Source organism: Vitreoscilla massiliensis (genome assembly GCF_001457815.1).
Lineage (GTDB): Bacteria > Pseudomonadota > Gammaproteobacteria > Burkholderiales > Neisseriaceae > Vitreoscilla > Vitreoscilla massiliensis.
Window position 1 is genome coordinate 250,357 of sequence record NZ_LN898216.1, and the last position, 17,103, is coordinate 267,459.

A 17,103-nucleotide genomic window follows, 5' to 3' on the forward strand; every position below is an offset into this window, starting at 1 on the left:
TGCAAATAAATCACAAATAATCGCGATTTGTTTCAATCTGTACCATATCTGCAGGCGCAACTGCTTCATTCGCCTCGATTTTTGGCACATCTGCGCGGCGCAAACCGGTGATGGCAGCGGGCGCATACGAATACGGCTCAACCAAATCGGCCTGAGTTTGTACCCATTGCAAGTCGCCCAAATCAATGCCCGCAGCCACAGCAGCGACATCCAAAGTCACAGGCGTAATGGTCGGCAAGCTGGCAACAGCCGCTTTAGCAGCTGCGGCAACAGGTGTTGCGGTCGCGGCTACGGCCACAGGTGCAGCCACTTTCACTGCTGCGGCAGCTTGCGCCACCACAGATGCGGCCGTTGCCACGGGCGCAACCGCTTGCTCGGCAACAACAGCCACTGCCGGTGTTGCCACAACTTCGGCACGATTTTCAGCCACAGCTGGCGCTACCGGCGCTTGTGGCTTGGCCACTGGCACAGCGACCTCCGGCTTAGGCAAACCCAATACCTCAGCGGCAACCACTTGTACGTGGGCAGTAATGGCATTGATGTCTATCTGACCCGCGCCACGTTGCTGACCACCGCGCTCATGGCGACGCTGTGATTTAGGCACTATCAAGCCTTCATCCACCAACACCGTGTAAGCAGTAGAACGTACACGACCGGCAATTTGCTTCACATTGATGCGACGCATCACATCTTTGGCGCGCACAGGACGGTCAGTACGCTCATTGCGTTGGTTGCGGTTTTGGCGTTTTTGGTTATTGCCTTTGCCTGCTGCCTCTTGCTGTTCACCATTCAAATGAATCACCAATGGTTTTTGCTCTTGCGACACCTCATTGCTGTCGGTGGCATTGGCTTTTTGCGGGTGATTGCCACGCTCTTGCTGTTGGCCTTTACCGCGTTGGTTGCGACGGCGGTTGTTATTCGGCTTGCTTTCGCTGGCTCCAGCCTCCGCAGCATCTGTGGCCACAGGTGCAGCCACGGCCTGAACTGCTGTCGCTGAGCTCGCGGCTTCAGTCACTTGCTCGTTTTGCTGACGGCGGTTTTGACGGCGTTTGTTTGGATTGTTGCCACCTTGTTGTACTGATTTAGGCTCCATATTCACTGGAATATCGGCTTCAGGACGGATGGTTTCAATCTCGTCGTTGGCATCGTCGCGGCGGTTTTGCTGGCGGCGTTGGTTCGGACGTTTTTTATACGGCTGCTTGTTGTAAGAGCCGCTGTTGCTTGCTGGCGCAGGCGCTTTGGTCGCTGCTGGCGCGGCTTCTTCTACCGCAGGCGTTTCGTCAGCACCATTAAACAAGCCTTTAAACCAGCTCACCAAACCGGCCCAGAAACCTGATTTGGCTGGCTCTTCCACTTTGGCCGCTGGTTTCACTTCTGGCGCAGGTTCATCGTGTTTCACGCCTTTGACGGCAGGTTCTGGTTTTTGGATTTTGGCTTTTTGGGCACTTAAAATAGGCTCAGCCTCAGGAGCTGCCTCAATTTTGCGGTAGCTTGGTACTTCGTCTTCGATGGCATCATCGATGCGGATGCGTTCGATTTTGTAATTCGGTGTTTCCAGCTGTGTGCTTGGAATCATCACCACATTCACATCCAAACGCTCTTCAATACCAAACAATTCGGCGCGTTTTTCATTCAATAAGAAGGTCGCCACATCCACAGGCACTTGTGCATGCACAGCGCCAGTGTTGTCTTTCATCGCCTCTTCTTGAATGATGCGCAAAATGTGCAACGCAGAAGACTCTACGCCACGGACAAAGCCGGTGCCGCCGCAACGCGGACAGGCCGAATGGGTCGATTCGCCCAAAGAAGGTTGCAAACGCTGACGTGACAACTCAAGCAAGCCGAATTTCGACAATTTGCCCATTTGCACGCGCGCACGGTCCAAACGCAAGGCGTCGCGCAAAGTCGCTTCCACATCGCGTTGGTTTTTCGGGTTTTCCATGTCGATAAAGTCGATGACCACCAAGCCACCCAAGTCGCGCAAACGCAATTGGCGCGCGATTTCTTCCGCCGCTTCTTTATTGGTGCGGAAAGCGGTGTCTTCAATGTCAGCGCCTTTGGTAGAACGCGCCGAGTTGACGTCTACCGATACCAAAGCTTCGGTATGGTCGATGACGATGGCGCCACCAGAAGGCAGACGCACTTCGCGTGAAAACGCGGTTTCGATTTGGTGTTCGATTTGGAAACGGCTGAACAACGGAATGCTGTCTTCGTAACGCTTCACACGGTGCAAATTATTCGGCATCACATACGACATGAATTGTGACACTTCGTCGAACACTTCTTGCGTGTCGACCAAGACTTCACCAATGTCGCCTTTGAAGTAATCGCGGATGGCGCGGATGACCAACGAGCTTTCCAAGTACAACAGATACGGATCGTGGTGTTCTTGACCGGCTTGGTCGATTAACTCCCACAAACGCAATAAATAGTTTAAGTCCCATTGCAATTCTTCGGTGCTGCGACCTATGCCGGCGGTACGGGCAATCAAGCTCATGCCTTGTGGCACGTTCAAATCGGCCATTGCCGCTTTGAGTTCTTGACGCTCTTCGCCTTCGATGCGACGAGAGACACCACCACCACGCGGGTTATTAGGCATCAACACCAAATAACGACCAGCCAAGCTCACAAATGTGGTTAAGGCCGCACCTTTGTTACCGCGCTCGTCTTTTTCAACTTGCACGATGACTTCTTGGCCTTCTTTGAGCACATCTTGGATGCGCGCACGACCGCCTTCATAACCATGGAAATACGAACGGGAAACTTCTTTGAACGGTAAAAAACCATGACGGTCAGTACCATAATCGACGAAACAAGCCTCTAAAGAAGGCTCGATGCGGGTGATGATACCCTTATAGACATTGCCTTTGCGTTGCTCTTTACCGAGCGTTTCGATTTCTAAATCAACTAAATTTTGACCGTCGACAATCGCAACCCGCAGCTCTTCCGCTTGGGTTGCGTTAAATAACATTCTTTTCATGAAAAACCTCGCTTTATGCACTCGCGAGGCACACGCAATCAGTATTTGACAGTGGCATTACCGGCCACCCGACCTGAAGAAGTTTGCCTAAAAGATCGATGCGCAAAGCGCTAAAATATTACAAGCTGATGTGGTAGGCGAAGATCAACGACCGCCCGTGCTCACCATGCTTTACCTGTCTTCTTATTACTTAAGTTTGATTTCTCACTCATCCGCGCGCTTCAGCGTCTTACGACCAGAAAAATCAAATGTTTAAGGGGTCAAACTTAATTACTTAATGCCATATTCACCGGTAGCAAATATGTCATAGGCTGATTCGAGTGCATTGATTGTTGTTTATATATAAATACGTTAACATCAATGTTTTCGCCGCGCTGTGACAGCCCAGCGAACAATATCATTTTTAGCCTTTTAAAAACACAATGTAAATATGCTTTCAAAATACACAGCCTGTTTGCAGTTTTGTTGGGATTACTTAAAAGACTAACCACACACAAGCTGAAAGATTATAAGCAAGATGGTTTCAATAAGCAAAGACTTAGTTAATTTTTTAACCATAGCCGATGAGGATGCGGGTCAACGCTTGGATAATTACTTGATTAAAATCCTCAAAGGCGTGCCCAAAAGTCACATCCAACGCATCATCCGCGCTGGTGAAGTGCGCGTGAATAAGAAGCGTGCACAAGCAACCACGCGTTTGCAAGACGGCGATGTGGTGCGCATTCCACCGGTACGGGTGGCTGAACGCAGTCAAACCACTTTACAGGCCGCTCCTGCCAAAGAATTCGACATCGTGCACGAAGACGAATGGTTATTGGTGATTAACAAGCCCAGCGGCGTGGCGGTACACGGCGGCAGCGGCGTGAATTTTGGCGTGATTGAACAATTGCGCCAAGCGCGGCCTGAGGCGCGCTATTTGGAATTGGTGCACCGCTTGGACAAAGACACTTCTGGCCTGTTGATGATCGCCAAAAAGCGCTCGTGCTTGGTGAAACTGCACGAATTGCTGCGCGACCACCATCCGTACAAGAGCTATATTGCCTTGGGCGTGGGCGTGTGGCCAGACAAAGTGCGCCATGTGAAGCTGCCTTTGTTTAAATACACTGGCGCGCAAGGCGAGAAAATGGTGCGCGTGGCCGAAGATGGCCAGTTTGCGCACACGGTATTTGAGGTCTTGAAGCCATTTACCCTGCCCAATGCCTTACAGGCCGCTACCTTGGTACGCGCCGTGCTCAAAACAGGTCGTACCCACCAAATCCGCGTGCACATGCAAGCGCAACACTGCCCGATTGCGGGGGATGAACGTTATGGCGACTATGAGGTGAACAAGAAGCTGGCCAAAGCCGGCCTGAAACGCATGTTTTTGCATGCACACCAATTGAAATTCACCCACCCCATGACCGATGAGCCGGTGCAATTTACCGCCCCTTTGCCCAAGGCTTTAACCCAGTTTTTAGAAAGCATCAGCGATGAAAAAACCGTATCAAGCCTTAATCTTTGATTGGGACGGCACACTGGCCGACTCCACTTCCACCATCGTGCATGCGGTGCAACAGGCGTTTATGGAAAACGATTTGGCCGCACCAAGCGAGCACGAAGCCCGTCACATCATCGGTTTGGCCTTACCCAAAGCGATGCAATACTTGGCACCCAAAGCCACGGCCACTGAGATTGAAGCCTTGTCCGAGTCTTACAAACGCTTGTTTTTGCATCCTGACAACACCATGACGCTGTTTCAAGATGCGCAAGACTTGTTGCCGAGTTTAAAACCCGATTACTGGTTGACCGTGGCCACAGGCAAGAGCCGCCGCGGTTTGAACCGTGCCTTGACCGAAGTGGGCTTAGACGGTGGCTTTTTTCTGGCCACACGCACCGTGGATGAGTGTGCATCCAAGCCTGCGCCTGATATGATTTTAAGCATTTGTGATGAATTGGGTTTGGCGCCGCGTGATTGCTTAATGATAGGCGACACCACCCACGATTTGAACATGGCTGCCAACGCCGGTTGCGATGCTGTTGCCCTCACCTGTGGCGCGCACGACATCCCGACTTTGCAAAGCGCACCGCATGTGGCGATGTTTGCCAACTTCCAACAATTGACCACTTGGCTGCATGTTTAATGCGGCCTGTAACCCAGAAAACGGCTTATGAAAATCAAATTACCGAATGGTGACATCAAACAAGTCGGCTCTGACGCCAGCACTTGGGAGCAACGCACCCTCGAAAAACTGTTGCTCGAAGTCTACAAACAAAACCAACGCGCCAATCTGTGGAAATGGATATGGCGCGGCGTGTGGGTATTGTTGTTTCTCGGCCTCATCAGCGCCATGGTCAGCGGTAGCAAAGACATCGGAGCAGTGGGCAAAGCGCACACCGCTGTCATCGACATCAACGGCACCATAGACAGCACCAATGACACCGCCACCAAATTGGTCGAGGGCATGGAAGCGGCGTACAAAGTCAAAAACGTCAAAGGCATCATCTTGCGCGCCAACAGCCCTGGCGGCTCGCCAGTGATATCCAAAGTGGCGTTTGATGAAATCCGCCGCCTCAAAGCCTTGCACAAAGACATTCCTGTGGTGGTGGTAATGGAAGACGTGTGTGCGTCTGGCTGTTATTACATCGCCAGCGCCGCCGATACCATTTATGCCAACCCCGCCAGCATGGTCGGCAGCATAGGCGTGATTTCTGGTGGCTTTGGCTTTACCGGTTTGATGGACAAACTCGGCGTGGAGCGACGCATGAAAACCGCCGGCGCCAACAAAGGCATGGGCGACCCATTCTCACCAGAAACACCAGAGCAAAACGCGATTTGGCAATCCATGCTCACCGACATCCACAAACAGTTTGTCGACGCGGTCAAACTCGGTCGCGGCAAGAAAATTGATGAAGTCAAAAACCCCGATGTGTTCAGCGGCCGCGTTTACACCGGCGACCAAGGCAAGCAAGTCGGCTTGGTAGATGAGTTTGGCAGCGTTTACAGCGTGTCGCGCGATGTGTTCAAAGCACCTGAGATGGTCAATTACACCCCGAAAGACAGTTTCTCGACCTCGTTTGGACGCCAATTCGGCATGCAAATGAAATCTGCGGCAGACACCTTGACCTTACCATCGTGGTAAACCCTATAATCTCTATTCAAAGCGGCCTGTAAGCTTACAGGCCGCTTTTTTAACATAAAAAACACACTTATCAAGAGGAGATTCTCGCCATGATTAAAGGCTTATTGGCAGTTGCCGCGGCTTTGGCAACTGGAGAAGCCATCGTTTATTTCACCCATTGGCCACTACCGGCCAGCGTTTTGGGCCTTATCGCTTTGTATGTGGCCTTGGCGTGTAAATGGGTGCAGGTAGAAGATTTGACTGCCATCACCGACTTTCTGATGCAACACTTGGCCTTATTCCTGATTCCGCCGTGCGTGGCCTTGATTACCCATTTGGATTTGATCCAAGCCGACTTCTTGCCGCTGCTCGCGGCCAGCGTTATCAGCTCTATCTTATTGCTGTTGGTGGTAGGTCGGGTCGAGCAATGGTTACAGAAAGGCAAGCAATCATGAATTTCTTTGCCCAACCGTTGTGGATATTGTTTGTCATCATTGCCGTCTACCAGTTTTCGCTGTGGCTGCGCAAAACCACTGGCAGCGTGTGGTTGCCGCCGATTTTGACCTGTACGGTGCTACTCATCGTGTATTTAAAGGCTTTCCAAGTCGATTACCCGTATTTTCAAAAAGGCGCTGAAGTCATTGATTTTTGGCTCAAACCAGCGGTGGTGGTCTTGGCCGTGCCTTTGTATCAGCAACGCCAAAAAATCATCCAATTGTGGCTACCGATTACCGCCTCGCAAATCTTGGGTTCGATGGTCGGCTTGGTGTCGGGCGTGTGGTTGGCGCGTTTGTTTGGTGCGGCCGATGTGGTGGCGGTGTCGTTGGCGGCCAAATCGGTGACCAATCCCATCGCTTTGGAAATCACCCACAGCCTCAATGGCATCCCTGCCATCACCGCCGTCGGGGTGATATTTGCCGGCTTAACCGGTCAAATTTTGGGCTTTAAAATCTTGGAATTACTCGGCATCAAATCCATGAGCGCGCAAGGCTTGGCCTTGGGTTCGGCTTCGCATGCGCTCGGCATCAATGCCGCATGGCAGCGTGGTCCCGAATACGCCGCTTACGCGACACTGGGCTTGATTTTGAATGGCATCTTAAGCGCCATCATCGCCCCGTATTTAATTCCATGGCTGTTTGCCTAAGTCTGCTTAGACACAGCATTAAAAAACCTCGCTGCGGCGAGGTTTTTTGCATGGTCACTGCTTATCTGAGCAGCTTATTTATTCGCCGCGTTTGGGCGCATTCGGATCAGGCTGTAATGGCGCATGCTCAATGATGTCGTCTTTGGCGGCGGTGTGTCCTGCCTGTTTTTCCATCAATTTCTTCGCCAACAAACTCACACCCACACCGGCAATGGCGCCATAGATCGAACGCTTGCCCAAAAATTTGGCGATGGTAATGCCCGTGGTGGCGGCGGTAGCGAGGGCGGCGGCTTTGGATTCGGGATTGCGCCCCACCATTTTAATCAAACTTGCCAATTTACTCATACAACACTCCTTATCTGCGGCCTTTGTGAATGAAAAAACAGCGTTTACGCTGGTGTTTGCTGCGGGTTCGTGTCTGTATCACCATGCGCTTCGGTAATATGTGCCTGACTTGGGACTTTTTCAATGTCCCATTCGTTCACTGCCCAAGCCAACAATTCGGCGCACGTCATGTCGTTTACAGGCCGCTTGGGCAAGCCCAAGATGTCCAACACCTGATTCAATAAGCATTCTTTGTGCCGCACGTCCAGCGCTGGCGCGCGCGTTTGCTTAGACCATTTTTGTCCCAGCGCATTGGTTAAAAGCGGTAAATGTGCGTAGTGCGGCTGTGGCAAACCCAATAATTGTTGCAAATACAATTGCCGCGGTGTCGACACCAACAAGTCTTGGCCGCGCACCACATGGCTCATGCCTTGCGCCGCATCGTCTACCACCACCGCCAATTGGTAAGCCCACCAACCATCGGCGCGCTTGAGCACAAAATCACCAACGTCGTGCGCCAAGTTTTGCTGGTAATGGCCGACAATCGCATCATCAAACCCATATACCGCATCGGGCACGCGCACCCGCCACGCCGGTGTTTTATCGGTATGAGGCGGCCTGTAAGCCTTGTCGGCGCAAATGCGTGGGTATACCCAACCATCCACGCCATGCACAGGGTTTAAAGCCGCAATGTCTTTGCGGCTGCAATAACAAGGATAGAGCACATCAGCGGCCTGTAAAGCCTCCAAAGCCGCTTGATACGCGTCATTGCGCTCATGTTGGTACATGACTGCGCCATCCCAATACAGCGCAAACGCTTCCAAGGTGCGCAAAATATCGTCGGCAGCGCCGGCCATTTCACGCGGCGGGTCCAAGTCTTCCATGCGCACCAGCCAAGTGCCACCGTGTTGGCGTGCATCCAAATACGTTGCCACGGCGGTGAGCAGCGAGCCTATGTGCAAGCGCCCGGTCGGGCTGGGCGCAAATCTGCCGATATATGGTTTTGAGTCTGATATAATCATGTTTTTATTGTAGCGTTAAACCGCTTGGCTTCAAATGAATGTTGATTTTTCCCGCCCTATCTTGGCGATAGACACCTCGACCTCGTATTTGTCATTGGCGATTTTTGCCAAGGAACAAATGTGGACCTTCCACGAAGCCGTTGGCACCAAACAATCTACCCTGATTTTACCCACTTTAGACCGTTTATTGGCCGATGCGGGCTTGGCGCGCAGCGACATTGCCAGCATTGTGTATGCACAAGGCCCAGGCGCGTTTACAGGTCTGCGCATTGGTTTGGGTGTGGCTCAAGGCTTGGCCTTGGCGCAAAACCTGCCGATGATAGGCATCCCGTGCTTGGAAGCCGTCGCCAGTTTATTGCCTGAACAAGCATGTGTGTTGGCCGCCACCGATGCGCGCATGGGCGAGGTGTTTTATGCGTGGTTTAACACGCAAACCCACAGCCGTTTAAGCGACGATATGGTGGGCAAAGCCGCCGATATTGCCGTCTTGCCTGAACAGGCGCAAGCGCAAGGCATAGGCAATGCCTTTGATTTGTATGCGTCTGCAATGCCGTTTACAGGCCGCAGCGACATGCCCACTGTCGCCGATTATCTGCGCTTGGCCATCAGCGGCCGCTATGAAGCTTGTGGTGCAGAATCTGTGCACCTGCGCTATGTGCGCAACAAAGTTGCCTTGACCGCTGCCGAACAAGCAGCGCGCCATGCATGATTAAGCGCACTGCTACCAGCGCGGATTTGCCGCAATTAAGCGCTTTAGAAGCGGCCTGTAACCCACATCCGTGGAGCAGCCGCCAATTGGAAGCGAGCTTAAAGCAAGACAGTGTCGATGTCATCGAGCATGAGGGCCAAATTGTGTCCATGCTGGTGAGCAAAAGCCTGTTTGATGAAGCCGAAATTTACTTGGTCGATACCTTGGCGGCGTTTCGACGCATGGGCTTGGCCAAACAATTGATACACGGCTTACAGGCCGCCAATGAACGCATTTTCTTAGAAGTACGCCAAAGCAATGTCGCCGCCCAACACGTGTATGCCGCCTTGGGCTTCAGGCAAATTGCGGTACGCCGTGCTTATTATGTGTGTGATGAGGGGCGCGAAGACGCGCTGATACTAGAATGGTCACGTTAAGTGCACGCCAAATCCAGTTAAGCCACGCCTTGGGTTTAGGCCCAATGTGGGTAAGCCGTGACGCACGCATCGTCGCGCGCGCAGCCGTGCCCAACGACATCAGCGTTGAAAACAGCGACATTCCTGTTCCCGCTATCGCCTCCAACACGCAGGCGCGCACCGAGGCAGTTATCCCACGCCAAAGCCAAACCAGTGCGCCTGTTGCCAAAACCCACACACCCGCAACACCTGCCGAAGCCGCACTGCCCGAAGCTGTGCAGCACAAAGTGTCCAAACGCGCCGCCGCCCTGCTCGCCCACATTGCCCAAGCACAGCAACACCGCCCCAGCAACAGCGACAGCGCCCAAGCTTCGCCTGCTGAACACACAATGGTGGTACAAGACCACAGCCAAGACACGCTTGCGGGTTTGCGCAGCAAAATCGTGCAATGCAGCGCCTGCACATTGCACAGCGAACGCAGACAGGCTTTTGCGGGCGAGATACGCCACGATTGCCGTTTGATAGTAGTGTTGCCACACCCATCGCCACAAGACGATGCCGCCGGAGCGCTGCTCAGCGGTGAAGCCGGCGCATTGTGGTTGAAAATCCTCAAGGCGATGCATTTACAGGCCGATGAGGTGTATGTGACCAATGCGATTAAGTGCGCGCCCAATGTCAGCTTGGTGCCAAAACAACACCACGCCGCCGCGTGCATCGGCTATTTAGAACGTGAATTGCAATTGTTGCCGTCCGTACCGGTGGTATTGCTGGCAGAAAACCAGCGCAGTTTATTGAAAAAACTGCAAGCGCAAGTGGGCGAGGAGCGCGTGTTCCGCATTCCACACCCATCAAAAATGCTGCGCAATCCAGACACCAAACGCGAGGCGTGGACGGTATTGCAAGAGGTGATGCAACACCTGCCAGCGGCGCAAAACGCAGCGACTTAATTTAACTGGCTGTTTAGTACCCTGATACATGCTTACAGGCCGCTTATCAAAGCGGCCTGTAAACTTTCATGTACCTTATTCAACCACTCAGTCAACACATTACACACAGCTAAAACACATCATCCTCTTTGAGGTGGTAACAATCAATTACCAATATTACAGGCCGCTTAATGCGACTTGTAAGCTTTGCGACACCGTTTTAAATCACTCAGCCAAAACATCACGCATATGGCTACAACGCTTCATCTCGTTTTGAGATGGTATCAACTAATACCCATTTACAGGCCGCATCAAGCGGCCTGTAAATGGTAATGCTCCGTGTGAAACCACTACACAGAAAAACCGCACCCGCCATTTATGCACACCATGGCTTTGATGAGAATGTATACACAGCCGCAAACAATACAGACCGCTTTAAGCGGCCTGTAAATGATGATGCACTGCGTGAAACCACTGCACAGTAAAACCGCTCTCGCGATTTATACACACCATCGCTTTGATGAGAATGTATGCACAGCCACAAACAATACAGACCGCTTTAAGCGGCCTGTAAATGATGATGCACTGCGTGAAACCACTGCACAGTAAAACCGCTCTCGCGATTTATACACACCATCGCTTTGATGAGAATGTATGCACAGCCACAAACAATACAGACCGCTTAAAAGCGGCCTGTAAACGGTAGCATTGCGTAAAACCACTGCACAGTAAAACCGCAATCGCAATTTATGCACGCCAGTGCCTTGCTAACATTGCATGCACCCGCCACAAAAAATACAGGCCGCTTATAAGCGGCCTGTAACATTACTTGACGATTTTTAAGAAGCTGCTGCCACCAGCTGGCGGCGGTGTCTTATCCTCATCGTCGTGGCTGACGGCTTTGCTGTCTTCATGTTTTAACACATGTAAGCTGGCTTCAACTTCTGGCTCTACACCCGCAGTCGCGTCGTCAGGTTCGTAAGCTTCCACTTCAAAACCCATGCCACTGCTGTTTTCGCGGGCGAAGATGCTGACCACGTGGCCCACCGGTATCCAAATGTCTTCTGCCTTGCCACCGAAGCGGGCTTCAAAATGCACCCACTCATTGTCTATGGTCAAGTCTTTGCACGCGGTCGGGCCGATGTTGAGCACGATTTGCTCGTCTTGCACAAATTGGCGCGGCACTTGGGTGTAATTGTTCACCCACACAGCGATGTGTGGGGTCAAACCATTGTCGACACACCATTCATACAGCGCGCGCACCAAATACGGCTTGGTAGAAGTCGTCATCACTCGTCCTCTTAACGACGCATCGCTTTTTCAGCTGGGGTCAAGGCTTCGATGAAGGCATCGCGTTGGAACAAGCGTTCGGCGTATTTAAGCAAAGGCGCAGCCGATTTGCCCAATTTGATGCCGTAATGGTCTAAGCGCCACAATAATGGTGCCAAAGACACGTCTATCATGGAGAATTCTTCGCCCAATACAAATTTTTGTTTGGTGAACACAGGCGCAATCAAGGTCAAACCTTCGGTCAAGGCTTCGCGGGCGCGTTCTTGTTCTTTTTTGGTGCTAGCGGCGTTTTCCAACACTTGCACGTGGGTGAACAATTCGCGTTCCAAACGGTATAAGAACAAACGGCCGCGCGCGCGTTGTACCGGATCGGCTGGCATCAATTGTGGGTGTGGGAAACGCTCGTCGATGTATTCATTGATGATGTTAGACTCGTGCAAAACCAAATCGCGTTCAACCAAAACCGGCACTTGGTTGTAAGGATTCATCACTGCCAAGTCTTCAGGCTTGTTGAAAATGTCCACGTCTTTGATTTCAAAATCCATGCCTTTTTCAAACAACACGATGCGGCAACGTTGGCTGAATGGACAGGTAATACCTGAGTACAGAGTCATCATAATAAAGCATTCCTAAAAGGTTAATCTTTTGTATTATAAGCAATTTTTACTAAAAAAGCGAATTTAATAGCCTAAGATATTGAAAGCATTAACAAAATAAGCAAAACGCACGGTTTTGCTTATTTTGCACTGCAACAGATGCTGATGGGATTTAAGCGGCCTGTAAACCTTGTACATAGTGCTTGAGCAAGGCAAATTGCTCAGCGCTGTAGTCTTGTTGGCCGCGCAGAAATTTTTCATACAAATTGTAATAGCAAATCAACACATACTCATGATTGTGGTGCTCGGGAAACACCTGTTCGGGCAAATCCTCCAAATCGGCACCGTCAAAATATGCGTTCATTTTGTCGAAACTGCGGATGCGATAGCCGCGCTGCTGCATTTCTTGCATCACCGCGCGGCTGTACACATACAAATGTTTTTTGTCATAGGCGTAGACATAATTAATGAGCACATGCTGGTCTTGTTTGGCAAAAATGCTGTTCAATTCGCGCCACTGCGCCAACAATTGGCCGCGAGGCAGGAAACGTAACAAATCATAATGCCACAAGCGCATGTGCTCACCTTTAGGGGTTTTAATCACAAAACCCCGAGTGTACGCGGTTTAATGCACGTCTTTCCAGTACTCTTTCTTCAAGAAATACGCCAGTGGCAACATGATCGCCACCAAGAACATCAATACCAAATAGCCGATTTGATGGCGCTTCACCTGTGCCGGCTCGGCCATGTACACCATGTAATTGGTCAAATCCAATGCGTATTTGTCGTATTCCACCGCAATCACCTTACCGTCTGGCGTCATGCGTGAGTGCAAACCGGTCGTTTCCCAATACAGCTTAGGCACTTGCTTGCCATGGCCATCGTCTACCATCACCGGTTGGCCTTTGGCGTCGAGCTCCACCGCTTGCACCCCTTGTTGCTCCCACAACACGTGTGGCATCGCGGCTTTGTCCAAGACGGTGTTGTTCCAGCCGGTTGGGCGGGTTGGGTCTTTGTAGAAACCGCGCAAATACGCATAGATGTAATCCGCGCCGCGTGAGCGGGCAATCACCGACAAATCAGGCGGTGCGGTGCCAAACCACTCTATCGCGTCTTTCGGGTCCATCGCCGACATCATGGTAGAACCCACTTTATCGGTGGTGAACATCATGTTGTCTTGGATTTGCGCTTCGGTTAAACCCAAATCTTGCAAACGGTTAAAGCGCATGGCGCTGGCCGAGTGGCAAGACAAACAGTAGTTGGTGAAAATCTGCGCACCGCGTTGCAAACTGGCTTGGTCTTGCAAATTGATGTCGGCTTTAGGATAAGCCCCACCGCCAGCGGCGACTGCGCTTGCCATCGGCACCACCAAAATCAGCGCCGCTAAGGTTTTTTTCCAAATTCGTTTCATCGTCGCGTCCTTAAATAATGATGGCAAATACATAGGCACCGATTAAGGTCAACGCCACATACAGCAAGAACATCCATTTTTGGCGCGGCGTACTCATGGTGACACGCTCAGGTGGGGTTTTGCACTTGTCTATCTTGGTGTAAATCGGCATGCCCAAGAAGAAGATGAAGTACACCACTGACAAGATTTGCGCCACGATGGTGCGGGTATCGGTGGCCGGAATCGCGCCCAAGATGCCCAAACCAATAAACGAGATGATGAACAAGACCAACATGGTTTTGAAAATCGGACCACGGTAACGCACAGACTTCACTGGCGAACGGTCTAACCACGGCAACAAGGCAATCAACACCACGGCTGCACCCATGCCTATCACGCCCCAAACCTGTGTGCCCAAGAACGATGGAATGGCACGCAAAATCGCATAGAATGGGGTGAAATACCACACTGGCGCAATGTGCTCAGGCGTTTTCATGGGGTTGGCTGGGTCGAAGTTAGGCTTCTCTAAGAAATAGCCACCGCCTTCTGGTGCGAAGAACAACACCGCACAGAACACAATCAAGAACACCACCACACCCAAAATGTCTTTGACGGTGTAATACGGGTGGAACGGAATGCCATCCAATGGAATGCCATCAGCGCCTTTGTGTTTTTTGATTTCAATGCCGTCAGGGTTGTTCGAGCCCACTTCATGCAAGGCAATCAAGTGTGCCACCACCAAGCCGAGCAATACCAATGGCAAGGCAATCACGTGTAAGGCAAAGAAGCGGTTTAAAGTAATGTCGGAGACGTTAAAGTCACCGCGTATCCAAGTCGACAAATCCGGGCCTATCACGGGAATCGCAGAGAACAAGTTAATAATCACTTGCGCGCCCCAGAACGACATTTGTCCCCAAGGCAATAAATAGCCCATGAACGCTTCGGCCATTAAGGCCAAGAAAATCAACGAACCAAACACCCACACCAATTCGCGTGGACGGTGGAACGAGCCGTAAATCAAGCCGCGGAACATGTGCAAATACACCACGATAAAGAACATCGACGCGCCGGTTGAGTGCATGTAGCGGATGATCCAACCGCCCGACACATCGCGCATGATGTATTCCACCGAGGTAAAGGCCACAGGCAAGTGGTTCAGGCCGGTGGTGCCATCAGGCTTGTAGTTCATGGTCAAGAAGATGCCGCTGACGATTTGGATCACCAACACCAACATGGCCAAAGAGCCAAAGAAATACCAGAAGTTGAAGTTTTTCGGCGCGTAGTATTTGCCCACATGGTCGTTGTACATTTTAGTGAGCGGGAAACGGGCGTCTACCCAACCCAAAAGCGCGGTAAGTTTGTTATTTGCATTGTCTGCCATCACGCTGCCCCTTAAGCATCAGCACCCACCAAAACGGTGGATTCGCTGGTGAAATGAAATGGCGGTATGACCAAATTGGTTGGTGCAGGTACGCCTTTGAACACGCGGCCAGCCAAGTCAAATTTGGAGCCATGACATGGGCAGAAAAAGCCGCCTTTCCAATCTGCGCCCAAATCAGCAGGCGCCAAATCGGGACGGAATGTGGGCGAGCAACCCAAGTGGGTGCAAATACCGATGGCCACCAACAGATTGCTGTGTTCCGCGCGTGAGCGAGTAGCGTTTTTGGCATATTCAGGTTGGTGTTCAACGCTGGAGGCTGGGTCTACCAATGCCCCTTCCAAGCTCACCATGTCTTTGATTTGTTGTTCGGTTCGATTGACCAGCCAGATAGGTTTGCCTTGCCACTCGATGGTGACCATTTGGCCCGCTTCTATCTTGCTAAAATCCACTTCCACTGGCGCACCAGCGGCCTTGGCTTTCTCAGAAGGAAACCAGCTTCCTACCAATGGCGTTGCCACGCCTACCACGGCCGCAGCCCCCGCGCCTGCGGTTGCCATGGTTAAAAAGCGGCGGCGACTCTGATTTATTTGTTGATTATCCATGTATCAGTCATCCTAATTAAGGGTGTTCCAGCAATCTGGACACGCAAGCAATGCTTGCGCATCACCCTGCTCCATTAAGCCCGAGGGTAAAATAACTGATATTGTTAAGAAGTGTTTTGATTTTAAGCAGGGTTTTGCTCATCAAAGAATTGGAAGCCAATGCCATGATGGGTTTCGATGTATTTTGCCAACGCTTGCACGCCGAATTTTTCGGTAGCATGGTGACCGGCAGACACAAAGGCCACGCCAGTCTCGCGCGCCAAATGGTATTGAGATTCAGAGATTTCGCCCGTGATATAAGCGTCTACACCCGCATCTATCGCCTCTTGGAAATAGCCTTGCGCACCACCAGTACACCATGCCACGCGCTTGATAGACTGCGCAGGATTGCCAATGACGGTAGGCGTGCGCGCCAAGACGTTTTCTATCTTATTTGTTAATTCTTGCAAAGATTGCACCTCAGGCAACACCCCTTCGGCGAGCAAATTTTGGTGGCCAAACTGGCTGAGCAGCTCCAAACCCAAGACTTTGCCCAATTGCGCATTGTTGCCCAGCACCGGATGGGCATCGAGCGGCAAATGGTAGCCAGCAATGTTCAGCCCCGCTTGCATCGCGGTTTGAATGCGTTTGAATTTCCAATCGGTAATCACCGTCGGCTCGCTCTTCCAAAACCAACCGTGGTGCACCAACAGCAAATCCGAGCCGTTTTCTATCGCCGCCTCTATCGCCGCCAAACTCGCGGTCACCGCGCAAGTGATGTGGCCGATTTCGGCCTTGCCTTGCAATTGCAAACCATTGGGCGCGTAGTCTTTGAACATGTCCACAGCCAATTCTTGCTGTAACCACGTCATCAATTCATTACGTTGCATCGTCATCCTTTACAGGCCGCATTTCATCACAGCCACAGTCTTTTTAAAATAAAACAGTGATTCAGGTAACATCACCATCATGAAGCGGCCTGTAAACCTGTTGCGATCGCTTACAGGCCGCATTGAATAGACATCGCCAACGATTGTAACAGCACCGCTTGTCTTGGCAATACCGGTAACGCCTTGCCGCTGCTTCCTTACGTCAACACCAACAGCTCGACACCCAGATGCGCTTATATGGGTTTACAGGCCGCATATCAGCTCTTAAACACGGATATGGCAGCTCAGGCTATCAAGCCATAAATCCATTGATGCTGCCATGCATCCACGCAGGCTTTACCCTCACGCTATTGAACAACACACCAAGCACACAGCCA

The 17,103-nt window shown here is 51.5% G+C and carries 18 protein-coding genes; 8 read left to right on the forward strand and 10 right to left on the reverse strand.

The window, feature by feature from the left end; translation table 11 throughout:
- Positions 1 to 10 precede the first annotated feature (10 nt).
- Positions 11 to 2,980 carry an Rne/Rng family ribonuclease gene (locus tag BN3003_RS01850; protein WP_082625487.1) on the reverse strand — a complete coding sequence of 990 codons (2,970 nt, stop codon included), beginning with the start codon at positions 2,978 to 2,980 and terminating at the stop codon, positions 11 to 13.
- Positions 2,981 to 3,497: 517 nt separating this feature from the next.
- Here BN3003_RS01850 and BN3003_RS01855 point away from each other — a divergent pair.
- The 5 genes from BN3003_RS01855 (at position 3,498) to BN3003_RS01875 (ending at position 7,222) form a co-directional block, all read left to right on the forward strand.
- Positions 3,498 to 4,481 (forward strand): RluA family pseudouridine synthase, encoded by a 984-nt coding sequence (locus BN3003_RS01855; protein WP_058305033.1) that lies wholly within the window; start codon positions 3,498 to 3,500, stop codon positions 4,479 to 4,481.
- A complete protein-coding gene (locus BN3003_RS01860; RefSeq protein WP_058305034.1) occupies positions 4,450 to 5,100 on the forward strand; it encodes an HAD-IA family hydrolase in 651 nt (216 codons plus the stop codon). Before BN3003_RS01855 ends, BN3003_RS01860 begins: the two co-directional genes overlap by 32 nt.
- Positions 5,101 to 5,127: 27 nt before the next feature.
- Complete coding sequence (locus BN3003_RS01865; RefSeq protein ID WP_058305035.1) at positions 5,128 to 6,099, forward strand: S49 family peptidase; 972 nt, start codon at positions 5,128 to 5,130, stop codon at positions 6,097 to 6,099.
- 89 nt (positions 6,100 to 6,188) lie between these two features.
- The gene (locus BN3003_RS01870) at positions 6,189 to 6,533 is read left to right on the forward strand and encodes a CidA/LrgA family protein (protein WP_058305036.1); all 345 of its coding nucleotides are present in this window, start codon (positions 6,189 to 6,191) and stop codon (positions 6,531 to 6,533) included.
- Positions 6,530 to 7,222 carry an LrgB family protein gene (locus tag BN3003_RS01875; protein WP_058305037.1) on the forward strand — a complete coding sequence of 231 codons (693 nt, stop codon included), beginning with the start codon at positions 6,530 to 6,532 and terminating at the stop codon, positions 7,220 to 7,222. The genes BN3003_RS01870 and BN3003_RS01875 overlap by 4 nt, the downstream gene beginning before the upstream one ends.
- 78 nt (positions 7,223 to 7,300) lie before the next feature.
- Here the strand turns inward: BN3003_RS01875 and BN3003_RS01880 are convergent, their stop codons facing one another.
- Positions 7,301 to 7,567, reverse strand: coding sequence for a hypothetical protein (locus BN3003_RS01880; RefSeq protein ID WP_058305038.1), 267 nt, complete (start codon positions 7,565 to 7,567; stop codon positions 7,301 to 7,303).
- A 44-nt stretch (positions 7,568 to 7,611) separates the two neighbouring features.
- Positions 7,612 to 8,568 carry a tRNA glutamyl-Q(34) synthetase GluQRS gene (gene gluQRS, locus BN3003_RS01885; protein WP_058305039.1) on the reverse strand — a complete coding sequence of 319 codons (957 nt, stop codon included), beginning with the start codon at positions 8,566 to 8,568 and terminating at the stop codon, positions 7,612 to 7,614.
- Between the two features lie 34 nt (positions 8,569 to 8,602).
- Between gluQRS and tsaB the strand changes: the two genes are divergently transcribed.
- From tsaB to BN3003_RS01900, 3 genes are read left to right on the forward strand one after another with little or no spacing between them, the layout of a single operon-like run.
- On the forward strand, positions 8,603 to 9,277 hold the full coding sequence (tsaB, locus tag BN3003_RS01890; protein WP_058305040.1) for a tRNA (adenosine(37)-N6)-threonylcarbamoyltransferase complex dimerization subunit type 1 TsaB: 675 nt from the start codon (positions 8,603 to 8,605) through the stop codon (positions 9,275 to 9,277).
- Positions 9,274 to 9,693 (forward strand): GNAT family N-acetyltransferase, encoded by a 420-nt coding sequence (locus tag BN3003_RS01895; RefSeq protein ID WP_058305041.1) that lies wholly within the window; start codon positions 9,274 to 9,276, stop codon positions 9,691 to 9,693. The genes tsaB and BN3003_RS01895 overlap by 4 nt, the downstream gene beginning before the upstream one ends.
- A complete protein-coding gene (locus BN3003_RS01900; protein WP_058305042.1) occupies positions 9,681 to 10,619 on the forward strand; it encodes a uracil-DNA glycosylase in 939 nt (312 codons plus the stop codon). The genes BN3003_RS01895 and BN3003_RS01900 overlap by 13 nt, the downstream gene beginning before the upstream one ends.
- A gap of 804 nt (positions 10,620 to 11,423) precedes the next feature.
- Here BN3003_RS01900 and BN3003_RS01905 read toward each other — a convergent pair.
- The 7 genes from BN3003_RS01905 to BN3003_RS01935 all read right to left on the reverse strand — a co-directional run bounded on the left by BN3003_RS01905 (position 11,424) and on the right by BN3003_RS01935 (position 16,726).
- Entirely contained in the window at positions 11,424 to 11,888 is a 465-nt protein-coding gene (locus BN3003_RS01905; RefSeq protein WP_058305043.1) for a ClpXP protease specificity-enhancing factor, read from the reverse strand.
- A gap of 11 nt (positions 11,889 to 11,899) precedes the next feature.
- Entirely contained in the window at positions 11,900 to 12,505 is a 606-nt protein-coding gene (locus tag BN3003_RS01910; RefSeq protein WP_058305044.1) for a glutathione S-transferase N-terminal domain-containing protein, read from the reverse strand.
- A 151-nt stretch (positions 12,506 to 12,656) separates the two neighbouring features.
- On the reverse strand, positions 12,657 to 13,061 hold the full coding sequence (locus tag BN3003_RS01915; RefSeq protein WP_058305045.1) for a pyrimidine dimer DNA glycosylase/endonuclease V: 405 nt from the start codon (positions 13,059 to 13,061) through the stop codon (positions 12,657 to 12,659).
- A gap of 48 nt (positions 13,062 to 13,109) precedes the next feature.
- Complete coding sequence (locus tag BN3003_RS01920; RefSeq protein ID WP_058305046.1) at positions 13,110 to 13,895, reverse strand: cytochrome c1; 786 nt, start codon at positions 13,893 to 13,895, stop codon at positions 13,110 to 13,112.
- A gap of 10 nt (positions 13,896 to 13,905) precedes the next feature.
- Positions 13,906 to 15,255 (reverse strand): cytochrome b, encoded by a 1,350-nt coding sequence (locus BN3003_RS01925; protein ID WP_058305047.1) that lies wholly within the window; start codon positions 15,253 to 15,255, stop codon positions 13,906 to 13,908.
- A gap of 11 nt (positions 15,256 to 15,266) precedes the next feature.
- A complete protein-coding gene (gene petA, locus BN3003_RS01930) occupies positions 15,267 to 15,857 on the reverse strand; it encodes a ubiquinol-cytochrome c reductase iron-sulfur subunit (RefSeq protein WP_058305048.1) in 591 nt (196 codons plus the stop codon).
- A gap of 122 nt (positions 15,858 to 15,979) precedes the next feature.
- The gene (locus tag BN3003_RS01935) at positions 15,980 to 16,726 is read right to left on the reverse strand and encodes a Nif3-like dinuclear metal center hexameric protein (protein WP_058305049.1); all 747 of its coding nucleotides are present in this window, start codon (positions 16,724 to 16,726) and stop codon (positions 15,980 to 15,982) included.
- Positions 16,727 to 17,103 lie beyond the last annotated feature (377 nt).

Bases quoted from the DNA above. Each gene is read 5' to 3' on its own strand.
- BN3003_RS01920 (WP_058305046.1), bottom strand. From the start codon at position 13,895: ATGAAACGAATTTGGAAAAAAACCTTAGCGGCGCTGATTTTGGTGGTG.
- BN3003_RS01925 (WP_058305047.1), bottom strand. From the start codon at position 15,255: ATGGCAGACAATGCAAATAACAAACTTACCGCGCTTTTGGGTTGGGTA.
- BN3003_RS01875 (WP_058305037.1), top strand. From the start codon at position 6,530: ATGAATTTCTTTGCCCAACCGTTGTGGATATTGTTTGTCATCATTGCC.
- BN3003_RS01860 (WP_058305034.1), top strand. From the start codon at position 4,450: ATGAAAAAACCGTATCAAGCCTTAATCTTTGATTGGGACGGCACACTG.
- BN3003_RS01905 (WP_058305043.1), bottom strand. From the start codon at position 11,888: ATGACGACTTCTACCAAGCCGTATTTGGTGCGCGCGCTGTATGAATGG.
- BN3003_RS01855 (WP_058305033.1), top strand. From the start codon at position 3,498: ATGGTTTCAATAAGCAAAGACTTAGTTAATTTTTTAACCATAGCCGAT.
- BN3003_RS01850 (WP_082625487.1), bottom strand. From the start codon at position 2,980: ATGAAAAGAATGTTATTTAACGCAACCCAAGCGGAAGAGCTGCGGGTT.
- BN3003_RS01865 (WP_058305035.1), top strand. From the start codon at position 5,128: ATGAAAATCAAATTACCGAATGGTGACATCAAACAAGTCGGCTCTGAC.
- BN3003_RS01880 (WP_058305038.1), bottom strand. From the start codon at position 7,567: ATGAGTAAATTGGCAAGTTTGATTAAAATGGTGGGGCGCAATCCCGAA.
- BN3003_RS01915 (WP_058305045.1), bottom strand. From the start codon at position 13,061: ATGCGCTTGTGGCATTATGATTTGTTACGTTTCCTGCCTCGCGGCCAA.
- BN3003_RS01895 (WP_058305041.1), top strand. From the start codon at position 9,274: ATGATTAAGCGCACTGCTACCAGCGCGGATTTGCCGCAATTAAGCGCT.
- gluQRS (WP_058305039.1), bottom strand. From the start codon at position 8,568: ATGATTATATCAGACTCAAAACCATATATCGGCAGATTTGCGCCCAGC.
- BN3003_RS01910 (WP_058305044.1), bottom strand. From the start codon at position 12,505: ATGATGACTCTGTACTCAGGTATTACCTGTCCATTCAGCCAACGTTGC.
- petA (WP_058305048.1), bottom strand. From the start codon at position 15,857: ATGGATAATCAACAAATAAATCAGAGTCGCCGCCGCTTTTTAACCATG.
- BN3003_RS01900 (WP_058305042.1), top strand. From the start codon at position 9,681: ATGGTCACGTTAAGTGCACGCCAAATCCAGTTAAGCCACGCCTTGGGT.
- BN3003_RS01870 (WP_058305036.1), top strand. From the start codon at position 6,189: ATGATTAAAGGCTTATTGGCAGTTGCCGCGGCTTTGGCAACTGGAGAA.
- BN3003_RS01935 (WP_058305049.1), bottom strand. From the start codon at position 16,726: ATGCAACGTAATGAATTGATGACGTGGTTACAGCAAGAATTGGCTGTG.
- tsaB (WP_058305040.1), top strand. From the start codon at position 8,603: ATGAATGTTGATTTTTCCCGCCCTATCTTGGCGATAGACACCTCGACC.